Below are 15,421 nucleotides of genomic sequence, written 5' to 3'. Positions count from 1 at the left end.
TCCTCCTTAGAATGATGGAGCGACAAGATTTAAACCTGTATTCTCATCGAATCCATACATAATATTCATATTCTGTACTGCCTGACCAGCAGAACCTTTCACCATATTATCAATTGTAGACACTACAATTAATGTATGATCACGTTCATCCATATGTAATGAAATATCACAATAGTTAGATGCTTTCACAAACTTTAAGTCTGCGACCTGTCCAAGAGGTAATACTCTCACAAACTGTTCATCCTTATATGCTTCTACATATGTTTCATAGATTTCTTCTAAAGACTTATCTACAGGAACATAAATAGTAGAAACAATACCACGATCTACAGGAAGTAAATGAGGGACAAATGTGATATGTACATCTTTTTCATTCATCTTACTTAATTCCTGTTCAATTTCTGGTGTATGTCTATGGACACCTACTTTATAAGGATGGAACGATTCATTACATCTTGGGAAATGCATACCATCGCTTAAGTTCTTACCAGCACCTGTTGTACCTGATGCTGAATCAATAATGATCTTTTGTGATACATTAAGTTTATTCTTTAATAATGGATAAAGACCTAATGTAATAGTTGTAGGATAACAACCAGGATTTCCAATAATAGTGGCATCCTTGATCTTATCTCTATTGACTTCAGGTAAACCATACACCTGATTCTTATGAAGTTCTGGTAGGTTATAATCTAAACCATACCATTTTTGATAATCTTCTTCTTTATCAAGTCTGAAGTCAGCCCCTAAATCAATAAACTTCTTACCCTTTTCTACACATGTCTTGGCATACTTTTCAGATAAGCCATGAGGAAGAGATGCAAAAATAATATCTGCTTTCTCAATGACTTCTGTATCTTCAATAAACTCTAAATCACATACCTGATAGAAGTTAGGATAAAGATCATAAATCTTCTTACCAGTATAACTATGTGAAGAAATAGCTGTTACTTCTGCTTCAGGATGCATTAATAAGATTCTTAATAGTTCACATCCTGCATAACCACTTGCACCAATAATACCTGCTTTAATCACAATATCCACTCACTTTCTGATTGATTCTATGAATATTCTCCATCTCAATTTTAGGAGAAGGTCCACCAACAACTGCTCTGTTGTTAAGACATGTTTCTAATGAAATAGCCTGATAAACATCTTCACCAAACATATCTGTATAACCTGTATAAACATCTAGAGAAAGTGTTTCTAATGTTTCTCCATGTTCAATACAGTATCTTACAAGTTCCCCAGTAATCTTATAAGCATCTCTAAATGGCATACCCTTCTTAGTGAGATAATCTGCACAATCTGTTGCATTAATAAATCCTCTTGCAGCAGCATCTCTCATCTTATCTTTATGAACAGTAATAGTTGCCATCATATCTGTAAAGACTGGAAGACAAAGCTTGACTTCATCAATTGCATCAAATAAAGCTTCTTTATCTTCCTGCATGTCTTTATTGTAAGCAAGAGGGAGTCCCTTCATCATTGTAAGTAATGTATTCACATCACCAATGACTCTTGCACTCTTACCTCTTACTAATTCTGCAATATCTGGATTCTTCTTCTGAGGCATAATAGAAGAACCTGTTGCATAGGCATCATCAAGATCAATGAATTTGAATTCCCATGAACACCATAGAATCACTTCTTCTGAGAATCTTGATAAATGCATCATGATTGTGGCTAAGGCACTTGATAACTCAATCGCATAATCACGATCACTCACACCGTCCAAAGAGTTATACATAATATCATACATACCTAATTCTTCTGCCACAAATGGTCTATCTAATGGATAAGTTGTTGTTGCAAGTGCACCACTTCCTAGAGGCGATACATAAAGTCTCTTATCAACATCTTCTAAACGATCAATATCTCTTAAAAACATTGATGCATAAGCCATTAAATGATGGGCAAAAGTAATAGGCTGTGCTCTTTGTAAGTGTGTATATCCTGGCATGATTGTATCAAGGTTATGTTCAGCTAAATCTGTTAATGTATGAATCAGGTTCACTAACATCTTCTTGATTTCTAGAATTTCATCATGTGCATATAAACGAAGATCTAATGCAACCTGATCATTTCTAGAACGTCCTGTATGTAGTTTTTTACCAGCCACTGGATAACGTTTTGTGAGTTCACTTTCCACAAACATATGAATATCTTCAGCTTCAGGATCAAAGAGAAGTGTACCCTCTTCAATCTCTTTTAAAATTGCATTTAAACCTTCTACAATCTCTTCATAATCTTTCTCTTCAATAATACTTTGTTTACATAACATCTTTGCATGAGCAAGAGATCCTCTGATATCCTGCTTATACATACGATGATCGAATGAAAGAGATGAATTGAATGCATTGACTTCATGATTTAATTCTTTAGAAAATCTACCTTTCCACAATACCATATCTTAAACTCCTATTTCTTTTTCTTCTGATCTAACTTAGCTTTTACCTTGATTGGTAAACCGTATAATGTGATGAATCCTTTAGCATCATACTGATCATAATCATCATCTTCATCAAATGATGCTGTCTGTAAATCATGTAATGTATCTGGAGATGTTACACCAGCACCTACGATATTACCCTTATATAATTTAAGTTTAACATCACCATTTACGTTTTCCTGAGTCTTATCTACAAATGCAAGTAATGCTTCAGTAAGAGGTGTATACCACTGACCGTTATAGATATTATCTGCAAGCTTTAAGCTTACCTGCTGTTTGAAGTGCTGTGTTTCTTTATCTACAGTAATTTCTTCTAGGTTCTGATGTGCTGCATATAAAATAGTTCCACCTGGTGTTTCATATACACCTCTTGATTTCATACCAACAAGTCTGTTTTCAACCATATCGGCGATACCAACACCGTTTGCACCACCGATTTCATTTAACTTAGCTAACATTTCTACTGGTTCAAGCTTTTCACCATTTAATGCTACAGCTTCACCCTTTTCAAAAGTTAAAGTGATATATGTTGGAACATCTGGTGCCTTTTCTGGTGAAACACCCATTTCTAGGATTTCATCATACTTAGGTTCATTAGCTGGATCTTCAAGATCTAAACCTTCATGAGATAAATGCCATAAGTTCTTATCTTTAGAGTAGTTTGTTTCTCTGTTGATCTTTAGAGGAATCTTTCTTGCTTCCGCATATTCGATTTCTTCTTCTCTTGATTTAATATCCCATTCTCTCCAAGGAGCGATAATAGGCATATCTGGTGCAAATGCTTTAATAGCTAATTCAAATCTTACCTGGTCATTACCTTTACCAGTACATCCATGACAGATTGCATCTGCACCTTCTTCTAAAGCGATATCTACTAACTTCTTCGCAATAATTGGTCTTGCAAGAGAAGTACCTAACATATATTTACCTTCATATAATGCATTGGCTTTAACTGCTTCAAAACAGAAATCCTTAACAAATTCAGGTTTACAATCTACACAAATATATTTAGAAGCACCTGTCTTTGCAGCCTTTTCATCAAGACCATCAAGTTCTCCAGCACCCTGTCCCACATCAGCAGCAACTGCAATAACTTCACAGCCATAATTTTCCTTTAACCAAGAAATAATAATTGAAGTATCTAATCCTCCACTATAAGCTAATACAACTTTCTTAAATGTTTTCTTTTCCATAATTTTCTTCTCCTTTAATGTTTGATGTTTTATTTTAATGCCCCACTACTTAACTAGATCGTCGTTCCTTCATATCAAACACCCCTTTAATAAACAAAAAACGCCTCTGGATTAATCCAGAGACGTATATAAACGCGGTACCACTCTAGTTGCTTGTATCATACAAACCACCTCTTCATTAACGCAGATTCACGTTCTGTTATACTCAATTCCAACAGACTCTCCCGAGTGCGTTTCTCTTATATCTTCCTGATGACCTTCCACTCTATGTCATCTCGCTGTAGGTGATTGTAAGATACTCTTCTCGTTCATCGATTTGTTTATTTAACTTGGGTCTATAATACAATCACTTTTTTACTTTGTCAATAATTTTTCTTTAAATATAAACAAAATTATTTATTTTCTGTTTTTCGTAAATTTTAGCTCTTCTTTGTGATTTTTTTCATTTTCGCAATATATACAGGTTTACCATCATATTGATCATAGCTAGAAATATAAACAGTTTCTTCACCTAAGTAAACCGCAATACCTAACTGTTTTTCACCTTCATAAAGGTTGTATTTGATAAGTGCTTCAGGAACTTTTTCTTTCTCATCTTTTGATAGTTCAACCTTCTTATACTGGATATTCTGATACTTTAAATCACTTTCAAATGTACATGCATCTTTATTGATTTCATAAACAAGATACGCATTATAAGCATCCTTCTTCTTTATGTAATCCTTCTTATTCGCATATACGATTTTCTCTTGTTTGTATTGTCCATAGCTGTCTTTGAGTGACATAGGTTCTGCAGGTGAGCAGGCACATAACATCATTGTCACTAATAAAATTAATATTTTCTTCATATTCACCTCTCCATTCCACACTACTATATCATATCAAACAACTAAATAAATCAAACCTAATCAAAATACACAACACTTACATAATGATTAAAAAACTAGGAGTATTCCCTGCCAGATTAAAAGGCTGTAACGAATAGATAGATAATGTGGACCCCGAGTCAAGGACATTAAATAAAAAGGCGCTTAAAAATGATTAGAAATAAAGATATCCTCTAGGTGTAATTAACCAGGAGGATATTTTTATGTGTAAACTATGTAAATATGTAATTATTAAAGATGGAGTTTTATGTGTATTGGAAACAGATAGAATGAAGGAAGTCATAAGAAATGAACTTGGTGTATTTGACTACCGAGATTATATATTTGATGATGATCCATCAGTCTATCTTCTTGTAAAGGATTTAAGTGTATATGATACTGGTCATACTATTGTTTACAGATCATTTCCAGATGATGCTGACGGTTATTTTAATGGCACTGTTATATTCACTAAGATGGATGATTTTGGCTTTGCATCATTAAGTAATAATGATATAGATATAATCAGAAGTCATTTACGCAGACTACCTGATGGACTGTTTGAAATGAGTTATTCTTTGAAGGATAGCTACTAATTTCTCGAGCGTTGAGTTTCTATCAAGATTATTTCTTATCTGTCTGAATTTTTCCTTATATTCATCAGGCTCCTTTGCGACATGAATTAGTGGGTATTCACCAGTTATATAATATTCAAAATATTCATTTGGTGAAAGTTTGGCCAGATTGTACTGATAACGATCATTGTTGTAATAAACCATATAGGAATCTATTATTTCCTTTAGTTCTTCATATGAGCAGGCATTCTCTGTATATCTACCTATCTCATCTTTCATATGTCCGAAGAAGGATTCCTGGGGAGCGTTGTCCCAGCAGTTTCCTCTTCTTGACATTGACTGTCTGATTTCCAGGCTCTTGAGTAAGTCAATAAACTTGACACTTGTATAATGCACACCCTGATCACTGTGTATCAAAGCATCAGTGTGAATATTATGCTTATGTTTACTGTAAAGCTGATTGATTGTCTCCAGGACAAAGTCTACTTCTAAAGACGGTGATAATACATATGCAAGAATCTGCTTTGTAAATCCATCCTTTATCACCGATAGATAGGCTTTAGATCTTTTGTGACCGTAGAATAGATAAGTAATATCTGTTTCAAGCACATATCCAGGACCATATTCCTCGAAGTGTCTGTTTAGAATATTATCTGCATAATTTGATGTTTTCATTGCCTTAGCCATTCTTCTTGCAGGATTGGCTTTTCTTATTGGACAGAATAGTCCGTATTTCTTCATCAGTCTTGAAATCTTTTTATGGTTCATCACAATGCCCATGTGAAGAAGACGCATATGAATACCACGTCTGCCCTTGTCATATCCTTTGAACCTGTATGCTTCTAAAATCAGTTCAAAATCCTTACGGTCTTGTTCTTCTTTTTCGCTTATGGAACCTTTTCGTTTCTTCCATGAATAGAACCCACTTCTTGAAACACCTGCAGTATCACATAATGCTGAGACACTCAGATTATTACTAGGTGATTCAAGAGTTCTATCTATCATTTTATATTTTTCTCTTATTGTTTGCCCTTCTGCAGTTTTAATATTTGCTTTCTGTTGATAAATCTCACTCTTTTTAAAAAATCGTTCTCCTGCTGGAGAATTTTATTTTTCTGCTTAAGCCTTTCTAGCTGTTCCTCAATGGTAAGATTCTTTGTAGAAGGTCTTCCGGATTTTGTGCCTCTGGTATCCTTGAATCCTTCTTCCCTTGCTGCTTCTTTCCTTACACGATCTGTGAACTTGGGAGTTCGACTAGATCCTAACATATGAGGATCAAATCCATACTTTCTAAATATGTTTCCAGGCATCATGCCTTTCTGTAAATCAATCCAGAAGAGTTCTTTGAATTTTTCTGAATAGGTTATGCTTTTGATAGATACTTTCTTTACATATGGATTCTTTTCGAGTTCCTTTACTTGTTCATCACTAAAATAGTTTACTCCCATAATAACACCACCATTCTATAATCATTATACTATGCAAAATAAAAACCCTGTAAAACAGGGTCACGAAATAAATATCCTTTTTTATCGTGTCCTTTTTACAGGGTCCATTTTAAACCTTAAACGTTACAGCCTTTTTTGCTTTGAAAAATGATTATATTATTCTTCTACTTTTTCAAATTCTTCTGGTCCTACACCACATACTGGACATACATAATCTTCAGGTAATTCATCACCTTCATACACATATCCACATACTTTACATACCCATTTCATATTATGATCCTCCTTTAGTATATAGTAATTATTACTACTTATACTATAGTCCTTTTGAGATATAATTCAATGAATATGCTCAAACTAAAAAAAAGAAGAACACTAAGCGTGCCCTTCTTTACGCATCTCTTCACGATACATTTTATAGAGATCAGCATGACATAGATCATTTGTGCCACATGTATTACAATTATGTCCACATACACCTATGCCTTTTTTCTTATTTTTATATATAGTTCTAAGGACAAGACAAATCCAGATAACTAATAAAATACTTACTATAATTGTACCCATACTATCTCCTCCTTGCTTCTATTATACATTTATCTTGGAGTATAACCAAGTTTGATGATCATCTGTTTATATATTTCTAGATCAGGTTGATTCATAGAAAGAATAGTGATTTCTTTCTTATTCATGTTTACTGATGCTAGATATTCTTTATGTTGATTAAATGCGTTTTCTATTGTTGCTGCACAGTTCTTGCAGAACATATCGTCAATATGAAGAGTAGTACGATAGGGATAAAGATTTTTATCCTTATCCCCCGTACCTATTTTCTTTATTTGATCGTGTTCACCACAACATCCTGACTGTAATGTCTTCTTGTAGTGAAGAACACCTATAATGAGCAACACAACAATAATAGCCGCAACTATGATGTTACCCATAATTGATTAAGCTCTCTGTGTCTTTAATTCTGGTTTAGGTGCTGGTCTTACAATGAAGTAGATCATTACTAAAATACATACGATTGATAGAATCTGACCTAATCCGAATGTTGCACCATAGAATAACCATGAACCCAACTGATAAGTGATCATAGCTAATACATAACCTAATACCATCTGATATAATACGGCGAACCATCCCCAGAACTTAGAACCCATTTCTCTCATGATTGTACCAATAGCGGCAATGCATGGTGGATCGAATAAGTTCAAGATCATGAATGAGAAACCACCCATTGCAGAGAAAGTATTCACCATAGCATGAATTGCCTTCGCACCTGAATCTGCATCACCCATGTGATTTAAGATAGAGATAGTAGAAATAGCCTGTTCCTTAGCAGCTAATGCTGAAATAACAGCTACTGAACCTTTCCAGTTTTCAATACCTACTGGTGCGAATAAAGTTGCAAATACATGACCAATAGATGCTAACATTGAGTTTTCAACTTCAACCATCTGGAATGAGAAGTTAAATGTAGATAATAACCATACTATGATACAAATACTAAAGATAATAGTACCTGCTTTAATCATGAATGCTTTTGCACGTTCCCAAACATGGATGAATACACCTCTTAATGTAGGAATATGGTATGCTGGTAATTCCATTACGAATGGTGCTGGATCACCTGCAAAGAAACGAGTCTTCTTTAATGCGATACCTGATAAGATAATAACTAAAATACCTAAGAAATACATTGCTGGCGCAATCCAAATGTTGCCTGGGAAGAATGCTGAAGTGATCATACCAATAATAACAGTCTTCGCACCACAAGGAATAAATGTACATAACATAATAGTCATTCTTCTATCTGATTCATTTTCAATAGTACGTGTACCCATAACGGCTGGAACACCACATCCTGTACCAATTAAGATAGGGATAAATGATTTACCAGATAAACCGAATTTACGTAATAGTCTATCCATAATGAATGCAATTCTTGCCATATATCCTGAATCTTCAAGAATAGCTAAGAATAAGAAGATAAGTGCCATCTGTGGTACGAAACCTAATACTGTACCAACACCAGCAATAATACCATCATTGATTAAGCTGATTAATGGAGCTGCACAACCAATTGATTTAAGGAAAGTTTCTACTGCAGGTGGAATGATTTCAGTAAATAATACATCATTCACCCAGCTAGTCATCCAGTCACCTACTGTAGATACTGAGATGTAATAAACAAACCACATAATTAATACAAAGATTGGTAAAGCTAAGAATCTGTTAGTGACAATCTTATCAATCTTATCTGATGTAGATAATGTCTGATGTGGATTCTTCTTTGTAAGAACCTTATTAATAGAATTCTTAATAAAAGTATATCTCTGGTTTGTGATAATAGATTCTGAATCATCATCCATTTCATTTTCACAATCCGCAATATGACCTTCGATTTCATTTAATACTGCCTGATCTAATTTAAGTTCAGCCAATACCTTTTCATCTCTTTCAAATACCTTAACCGCAAACCATCTTAACTTAGATGCATCTACTTTGTTTTCAATTGATTCTTCAATATGTGCTAAAGCATGTTCTACAGAACCCTCAAATACATGAGGATGTTCTGATACCTTATGGTTATGTGCAAGTTTAATTGCTTCTTCAGCCACTTCCTGAGTACCTTTATCCTTTAATGCTGATAAAGTCATTGCTTTACAACCAAATAACTGACCTAACTGATCTAAGTCAATCTTATCACCCTTCTTTTCAATGATATCATACATGTTGACAGCTAAAACCATAGGAATACCTAATTCAGCTAACTGAGTTGTTAAATATAGGTTTCTTTCTAGGTTAGTTCCATCAATGATATTAATGATTGCATCAGGTGTTTCATTAATCAAATATCTTCTTGTAACAACTTCTTCAAGTGTATAAGGAGATAATGAATAAATACCAGGTAAATCCTGGATAGTCACATCTTTATGACCTTTTAGTTTCCCATCTTTCTTTTCAACTGTAACCCCTGGCCAGTTACCAACATACTGAGTACTACCAGTCAGTGCATTGAATAACGTTGTTTTACCAGAGTTAGGGTTACCCGCTAACGCTATCTTCATAACTATTCCTCCACTTCAATCATCTGCGCATCTGCTTTACGCAAAGATAATTCATAACCACGTACTGTAATTTCTACTGGATCTCCTAAAGGTGCAACTTTTCTTACATAAACATTCTGTCCTTTAGTTAAACCCATATCCATAATTCTTCTTTTTACTGGACCTGTACCAGTTACTTTTTTAATAGTTACTGTTTCGCCCACTTTTACTTCTTTTAAGTTCATGATACTCCTCCCTTAAAACAATATACGATTCGCCATCTGTTCAGAAAGCGCAATCCTACTACCTTTCACATTACAAATAATTCCGTTATCCACTTTACTGATAATAGTCACTTCACCATCTACCACAAAACCAAGTTCTGCTAGATGATTCTTTACTTTATCAGTTCCTGTAATACGTCTAATAATGACTGTATCTCCAGGATTTGCCATACTAATTGGCATATACTCCGCCTCCTCAGATGATTAGACTAAACTAATTAGCCTTTTCTAACTTCATTGTTAGTATAGCCTTACTATTTTTATATGTCAACAAAAATATTAGTAAAGCCTAACTTTTTCATTATTTGAATTTTTATGCTATAATGATGAAAATGAGGTGAATAAAATGAGTGAATCAACAGAGATGTACTTAGAAACTATATTAGTTATTCAGAAAAAGAAAGGACATGTGCGTTCCATTGATATCGCCCGTGAAATGAATTTCTCTAAACCTACTATTTCACAACAGATGAAAAGATTAAAAGAGAAGGAACTCATCAACATGGATGAAGATGGTGCCATCACATTAACAGAAGCTGGTGCTAAGATTGCGAATATGATATTTGAAAGACATACTGAATTAAGAAATATCCTAGTTCATATTGGAGTCAGTGAGTCTACTGCTTCACAGGATGCATGTCGTATCGAACATTATATTTCACCAGAAACTTTTGAAGCATTAAAAGCTTATTTTAAAAATAAGATCTAAATAAAAAAATCACAGGTGTGTGCCGTCCTGTGATTTTTTTATGTCCTCTGTTTTAAGGAACTGAGAATATGAAAGGATATGTTGTGTTTAGTAAAGGAGGTTAGCCTTTACTAACTAAATAATACTACTCTCATTAGATAAATGCAATAGAAATAGTAAAAAAAACACCTGCAATGCAGGTGTTAACGTTTATCGAAACGTTTAGAGATTTCTACGATTGGGATAACTGAGAATGCAAGTAATGCTGCAATCGCGAAATGAGATGGATCAAGAGGCACTAAACTAAATAAATGAGAAAGAGGTGTAAAGATGATGGCTAACTGTAATACAAGACCTAAAGCTGTTGCACCCCATAAATATTTATTGTTGAATACCTGCTTATTAAATACTGAATGATGACTCTTCACGTTAAAAGCATGACATAATTCAGCGCCTGACATTGTGATAAATGCCATAGTCATCGCATATTCATGATTACTGAAATACTGACCAATTGAATAAGAAACTAAAGTAAGTAAACCTACCATAACACCCTGCCAGATGACTTTCACCATTAAGCCATTCGCAAAGAAACCTTCATCCTTTTCTCTTGGTTTTCTATCCATGATATCATCTTCAACGGGTTCTAAACCAATCGCAAAGGCTGGTAAAGCATCTGTGATTAGGTTAATCCATAATAAATGAATAGGTAATAGTGGAACACCAAATCCCCATGAAGGGTTAATTAACGCAATAATAGAAGCCAAGAAGATTGCAAGTACTTCACCAATATTACTTGATAATAAGAACTGTACATCCTTCTGGATATTATCAAAAATACCACGACCCTGTTTAATAGACTGAATAATAGTCGCAAAGTTGTCATCTGTTAGGATCATAGTAGCAGCATTCTTCGCTACATCTGTACCTGTAATACCCATAGCGCAGCCAATATCTGCAGTCTTTAAGGCTGGTGCATCATTGACACCATCCCCTGTCATAGCGACAATCTTATTCTTTGATTTCCATGCTTTGACGATATTTACTTTATGTTCAGGAGCCACACGTGCATAAACACTATATTTTTCTACATTCTTTTCTAGTTCTTCCTGAGACATCTGAGATAATTCTTCACCAGAAATAACTTCCTGTCCCTCACTTAAAATACCTAAATCCTTCGCAATGGCAGTGGCTGTTGTCTTATGGTCACCAGTGATCATAATCGTACGCACACCTGCATGCTTAGCAACTCTAATGGCTTCTTTGGCTTCTGGACGAGCTGGGTCAATCATACCTACAAACCCAATAAAGTCCATATCATTTTCTATTTCTTCTACTGTAATGTGAGTAGGCATTGTATCATATATCTTCACTGCCACAGCTAAAACTCTTAATGCATCTTTAGCCATTTCATCATTGGCAGTCATAGCCTGGTCACTATCTACATCACGACATCTATTTAAGATCACATCAGGTCCACCTTTAGTAATAGACACATAACGATCTCCATCCTTCACAATAACACTCATCATCTTACGATCAGAATCAAAAGCTAATTCTCCTACACGTGGACACTTTTCCATGAGTGCTTTCTTTTCAAAGTTCATCTTCTTACTTGCTTCTACGAGTGCGACTTCAGTAGGATCACCTAGTACCTTGCCATCATCAATAGAAGCATCAGAACATAGAGTAAATGCATTCAACATATCAATAGTCTTAGAATCTGCTTCTTCTAAATCTTTTACTTCGTCACCATCTAAGTAAGTCTTTAAGATAGTCATCTTATTTTGTGTTAATGTACCTGTCTTATCAGAACATACAATAGAAGTACTACCCAATGTTTCTACTGCAGGTAATTTACGAATAATGGCATGCTGTTTAACCATCTTAGTCACGCTGACAGCTAAGACAATAGTAACAGTAGCTGCAAGTCCTTCTGGTACAGCTGCAACAGCTAAGGCAACAGCTGTCTTAAATGATTCTAACCAGCTAATACCGCTAATAGATTCAAGAATAAATACAATCACACAGATTACAATACAAAGTAATCCAATTGTTTTACCAATTTCATTTAATTTAACCTGTAAAGGTGTTAATTCCTTTTCACTCGCATTCAACATGCCAGCAATCTTACCTACTTCATTCTTCATACCAGTAGATGTCACTATTGCTTTACCACGACCATAAGTGACTACTGTAGAAGAGAAGACCATATTTGTCTGGTCGCCAATCACAACATCCTGACTAATAGGATCAGTTGTCTTTTCTACAGGAACAGATTCACCTGTTAAGGCTGATTCATCCACCTTTAAGTTATAAGCTTCAATTAAACGTGCATCACTAGGAATCATATCCCCTGTTTCAAGAATAATAATATCACCAGGCACTAATTCCTTAGAGGCTATAGTCTGTTTCACACCATCTCTTAATACCTTTGATTGTGGTGCAGATAATTCCTGTAATGATTCAAGACTCTTTTCTGCATGACTCTCTAATACAACACCAAGAATCGCATTCATCATAACAACTATTACAATAATTAGAGAATCAATCCAGTCTCCTGGTTCTACAACAATAGATATCACTGCTGCAATAATTAAAATAATAATCATTGCATCCTTGAATTGATCTAGAAAACGTAAAAGAAGAGACCTTTTCTGTGGCTTTTCTAGTTCATTGGTACCATATATGCCTTGTCTCTTCTTTGCTTCAGAAGAAGTTAGTCCCTTTTCAATATTTGTATCTAAAGAGTTTACTACTTCTTCAATTGTTTTTTTATACATTTGTATTCCTCCTTTAATAAAAACAATCGTTTTATTAAAGGTCTCGCTGATCATAAATGACCAAAACAATCCGGTTATGTTGAACATAACGTGTTGACGAACGGTTCTGTAAGAGCTACTCCCCTTTAATTAATTTCATTCTACCAAATTCATATCGCTTGTCAATCATAGAAGGTTATTTGAAAATGAATTATGTTTAGGTTGTAAAAAAGGATTAGTGAAAGTGCAGAAATATAAAAAGAGAGATGATTAGTCTCTCTTTTAGAATGCAGCTAATAAGCCATATGATAATGAACCAACAATAAGTGTCGCAAGTAAGATACCTAAGAAGATAGCTGTAATAGCCTTCTTGAAGTCCATATCAAGTAATGCAGCCACTAAAGAACCTGTCCATGCACCAGTACCTGGTAATGGGATTCCTACAAATAATAAGAGTCCTAAGAATTCACCATTACTCATACCCTTACTCTTATTCATAGCACGGTTTTCTAGTTTTTCAATTAATGGTCTAGAGAAGTTAAACTTCTTAAGCCATTTAAATATACGTTTAATAAATAACAAAATAAATGGAATTGGTAAGATATTTCCTAGAATACATATAGGAACTGCATAACGAATATCTACTTTTAATAATGCAGATGCAATTAATCCTCCACGACATTCAAGAATAGGAACTAAAGAAACTATAAATACTGCAATCTTAGGTGAAATATATTTACCTAATGTTCCTGCAAACCATAATGCGATTGATTCCATATTTATCCTCCTTGATTAACATGATTAATCATACATAAAGGATTTTATAAAGTCAATTTCTTCTTCCATATATCAACTAAATCACATAATCGATAACGGGCATTGGCAGGAGAAGAGGAAGGTAGAAGTATCGCTTTGATTCCTGTTTCTTTTTCCTGATATTTCTTATAAAGTTTTAATGATGTGCCTCCATTACAATATATTCTTTTGATATTTGTACCTTGTATTAATGTCTTAATATCATTGGGTACTACATCCTTAATAGAGGCATCACTGCTTCCAATAATCGTACATGAGTGGATAATATCCCATATCGCAATATGATGTTCCAGTAACATCTTTTTCTTATCTTCTATTGTTTCATAGTCTGTTTGTGTGATCGTACCAATAATCTTCCAGAATCTATTTTGAGGATGTCCATAATAGAAAGAAATTTCCCTTGATTTAACTGAAGGGAAACTCCCTAGTATCAATACTTCACATTGTTCATCTATGATTGGTTCTAATGGATGTTCAATCATACTTTTCTCTTTCCATTCACAAATCCTGTACATGAACTCAAAAATGAACGTGGTAAGAGTCTTGCGGCAAGATTTAATAAGTGTCCTGATAAACCAGTAAACTGAACCAAATGATTATCAAACAATCCTTGAATACCTATTTCAGCCACTGCTTCTGCAGACTGTGGTTTAAATAATTTAAACATCGGAGACTGACCTAAGTTAGCTACATCCATAAATCCTGTTTTAGTAGGACCAGGACATAAACATGATACTTCTACATTATAATCCTTTAACTCATACGCAATGGATTCACTAAAAGACAATACAAAAGCTTTCGTTGCATAATAGGTAGACATATAAGGTCCTGCACAAAGTCCTGCAATAGAAGCCACATTCAATATACGGCCTTTCTTTCTCAATTTCATTGACTGACCAAATACATAAGTCATCTGCATTAAAGCCATTATATTCAATAAAACCATCTTTTTCTGTTTTTCCCACGATGAATCATGGAATGCACCATGATCTCCAAAACCTGCATTATTTACTAGAATATCAATACTTATATCATCAAGAACTAAGTTATTATATAAATCCACAGCAGCATCTTCTCCTGTAAGATCCATCGCAACCACTTTAATATTTACATCATATTCTGATAATTCTGCTTTTACTGCTTCTAGTTTTTCTCTATGACGTGCTACAAGTACAAGATCATAACCTTTTCTCGCAAACACACGTGCACAAGCTTTCCCTATTCCATTAGAAGCACCTGTAATCAATACTGTTTGTGACATCTATTTCACCCCTTTCTACCATC

At 34.4% G+C, this 15,421-nt stretch carries 18 protein-coding genes and 1 other annotated feature; of the genes, 2 read left to right on the top strand and 16 right to left on the bottom strand.

From position 1 onward, the window contains the following. Nucleotides 1–6: 6 nt before the first annotated feature. From argC to NQ499_RS00500, 4 genes are all read right to left on the bottom strand, one after another. The gene (gene argC, locus NQ499_RS00515) at nt 7–1,035 is read right to left on the bottom strand and encodes an N-acetyl-gamma-glutamyl-phosphate reductase (protein ID WP_040390030.1); all 1,029 of its coding nucleotides are present in this window, start codon (nt 1,033–1,035) and stop codon (nt 7–9) included. Further along, nucleotides 1,028–2,410, bottom strand: a complete 1,383-nt coding sequence (gene argH, locus NQ499_RS00510) for an argininosuccinate lyase (protein ID WP_006506231.1) — start codon at nt 2,408–2,410, stop codon at nt 1,028–1,030. The genes argC and argH overlap by 8 nt, the downstream gene beginning before the upstream one ends. An 11-nt stretch (nt 2,411–2,421) precedes the next feature. Continuing rightward, nucleotides 2,422–3,645: an argininosuccinate synthase gene (locus NQ499_RS00505; RefSeq protein WP_006506230.1), complete on the bottom strand. Its 1,224-nt coding sequence runs from the start codon at nt 3,643–3,645 to the stop codon at nt 2,422–2,424. Between the two features lie 115 nt (nt 3,646–3,760). Next, nucleotides 3,761–3,966: a binding site (T-box leader), on the bottom strand. Between the two features lie 98 nt (nt 3,967–4,064). Next, nucleotides 4,065–4,493: a hypothetical protein gene (locus NQ499_RS00500; RefSeq protein ID WP_040390027.1), complete on the bottom strand. Its 429-nt coding sequence runs from the start codon at nt 4,491–4,493 to the stop codon at nt 4,065–4,067. Between the two features lie 242 nt (nt 4,494–4,735). Here NQ499_RS00500 and NQ499_RS00495 point away from each other — a divergent pair, with 242 nt between their 5' ends. Continuing rightward, on the top strand, nt 4,736–5,107 hold the full coding sequence (locus NQ499_RS00495; RefSeq protein ID WP_006507025.1) for a hypothetical protein: 372 nt from the start codon (nt 4,736–4,738) through the stop codon (nt 5,105–5,107). Here the strand turns inward: NQ499_RS00495 and NQ499_RS00490 are convergent. The 8 genes from NQ499_RS00490 to NQ499_RS00455 form a co-directional block, all read right to left on the bottom strand. Beyond that, complete coding sequence (locus NQ499_RS00490; protein WP_006507026.1) at nt 5,057–6,091, bottom strand: IS3 family transposase; 1,035 nt, start codon at nt 6,089–6,091, stop codon at nt 5,057–5,059. The genes NQ499_RS00495 and NQ499_RS00490 overlap by 51 nt on opposite strands. Nucleotides 6,092–6,105: 14 nt before the next feature. Continuing rightward, entirely contained in the window at nt 6,106–6,534 is a 429-nt protein-coding gene (locus NQ499_RS00485) for an HTH domain-containing protein (protein WP_259848564.1), read from the bottom strand. Nucleotides 6,535–6,690: 156 nt separating this feature from the next. Continuing rightward, nucleotides 6,691–6,807 carry a rubredoxin-like domain-containing protein gene (locus NQ499_RS00480; RefSeq protein WP_006505523.1) on the bottom strand — a complete coding sequence of 39 codons (117 nt, stop codon included), beginning with the start codon at nt 6,805–6,807 and terminating at the stop codon, nt 6,691–6,693. 102 nt (nt 6,808–6,909) lie between these two features. Continuing rightward, on the bottom strand, nt 6,910–7,101 hold the full coding sequence (locus NQ499_RS00475) for a FeoB-associated Cys-rich membrane protein (RefSeq protein ID WP_006505524.1): 192 nt from the start codon (nt 7,099–7,101) through the stop codon (nt 6,910–6,912). A 29-nt stretch (nt 7,102–7,130) separates the two neighbouring features. Next, nucleotides 7,131–7,478, bottom strand: coding sequence for a heavy-metal-associated domain-containing protein (locus NQ499_RS00470; RefSeq protein ID WP_006505525.1), 348 nt, complete (start codon nt 7,476–7,478; stop codon nt 7,131–7,133). 6 nt (nt 7,479–7,484) lie between these two features. Further along, a complete protein-coding gene (gene feoB, locus NQ499_RS00465; protein ID WP_006505526.1) occupies nt 7,485–9,608 on the bottom strand; it encodes a ferrous iron transport protein B in 2,124 nt (707 codons plus the stop codon). 2 nt (nt 9,609–9,610) lie between these two features. Continuing rightward, nucleotides 9,611–9,832, bottom strand: coding sequence for a FeoA family protein (locus tag NQ499_RS00460; protein ID WP_006505527.1), 222 nt, complete (start codon nt 9,830–9,832; stop codon nt 9,611–9,613). 12 nt (nt 9,833–9,844) lie between these two features. Beyond that, nucleotides 9,845–10,054, bottom strand: coding sequence for a FeoA family protein (locus NQ499_RS00455; RefSeq protein WP_006505528.1), 210 nt, complete (start codon nt 10,052–10,054; stop codon nt 9,845–9,847). A gap of 163 nt (nt 10,055–10,217) precedes the next feature. On the opposite strand from NQ499_RS00455, the gene NQ499_RS00450 reads away from it, so the two are divergent. Beyond that, a complete protein-coding gene (locus NQ499_RS00450) occupies nt 10,218–10,580 on the top strand; it encodes a metal-dependent transcriptional regulator (protein ID WP_006505529.1) in 363 nt (120 codons plus the stop codon). A gap of 182 nt (nt 10,581–10,762) precedes the next feature. On the opposite strand, the gene NQ499_RS00445 is transcribed toward NQ499_RS00450, so the two are convergent. From NQ499_RS00445 to NQ499_RS00430, 4 genes are all read right to left on the bottom strand, one after another. Further along, nucleotides 10,763–13,342 carry a cation-translocating P-type ATPase gene (locus NQ499_RS00445; RefSeq protein WP_040389834.1) on the bottom strand — a complete coding sequence of 860 codons (2,580 nt, stop codon included), beginning with the start codon at nt 13,340–13,342 and terminating at the stop codon, nt 10,763–10,765. Nucleotides 13,343–13,603: 261 nt separating this feature from the next. Beyond that, a complete protein-coding gene (locus NQ499_RS00440; protein WP_006505531.1) occupies nt 13,604–14,098 on the bottom strand; it encodes a COG2426 family protein in 495 nt (164 codons plus the stop codon). 44 nt (nt 14,099–14,142) lie between these two features. After that, nucleotides 14,143–14,619 carry a DNA-deoxyinosine glycosylase gene (locus NQ499_RS00435; protein ID WP_006505532.1) on the bottom strand — a complete coding sequence of 159 codons (477 nt, stop codon included), beginning with the start codon at nt 14,617–14,619 and terminating at the stop codon, nt 14,143–14,145. Then, nucleotides 14,616–15,398, bottom strand: a complete 783-nt coding sequence (locus NQ499_RS00430) for an SDR family NAD(P)-dependent oxidoreductase (RefSeq protein WP_006505533.1) — start codon at nt 15,396–15,398, stop codon at nt 14,616–14,618. Before NQ499_RS00430 ends, NQ499_RS00435 begins: the two co-directional genes overlap by 4 nt. Nucleotides 15,399–15,421: the final 23 nt, after the last annotated feature.

It is taken from the genome of Catenibacterium mitsuokai (assembly GCF_025148785.1).
Classification (GTDB): domain Bacteria; phylum Bacillota_I; class Bacilli_A; order Erysipelotrichales; family Coprobacillaceae; genus Catenibacterium; species Catenibacterium mitsuoka.
This window is presented reverse-complemented; position numbering and strand designations above follow the sequence as displayed.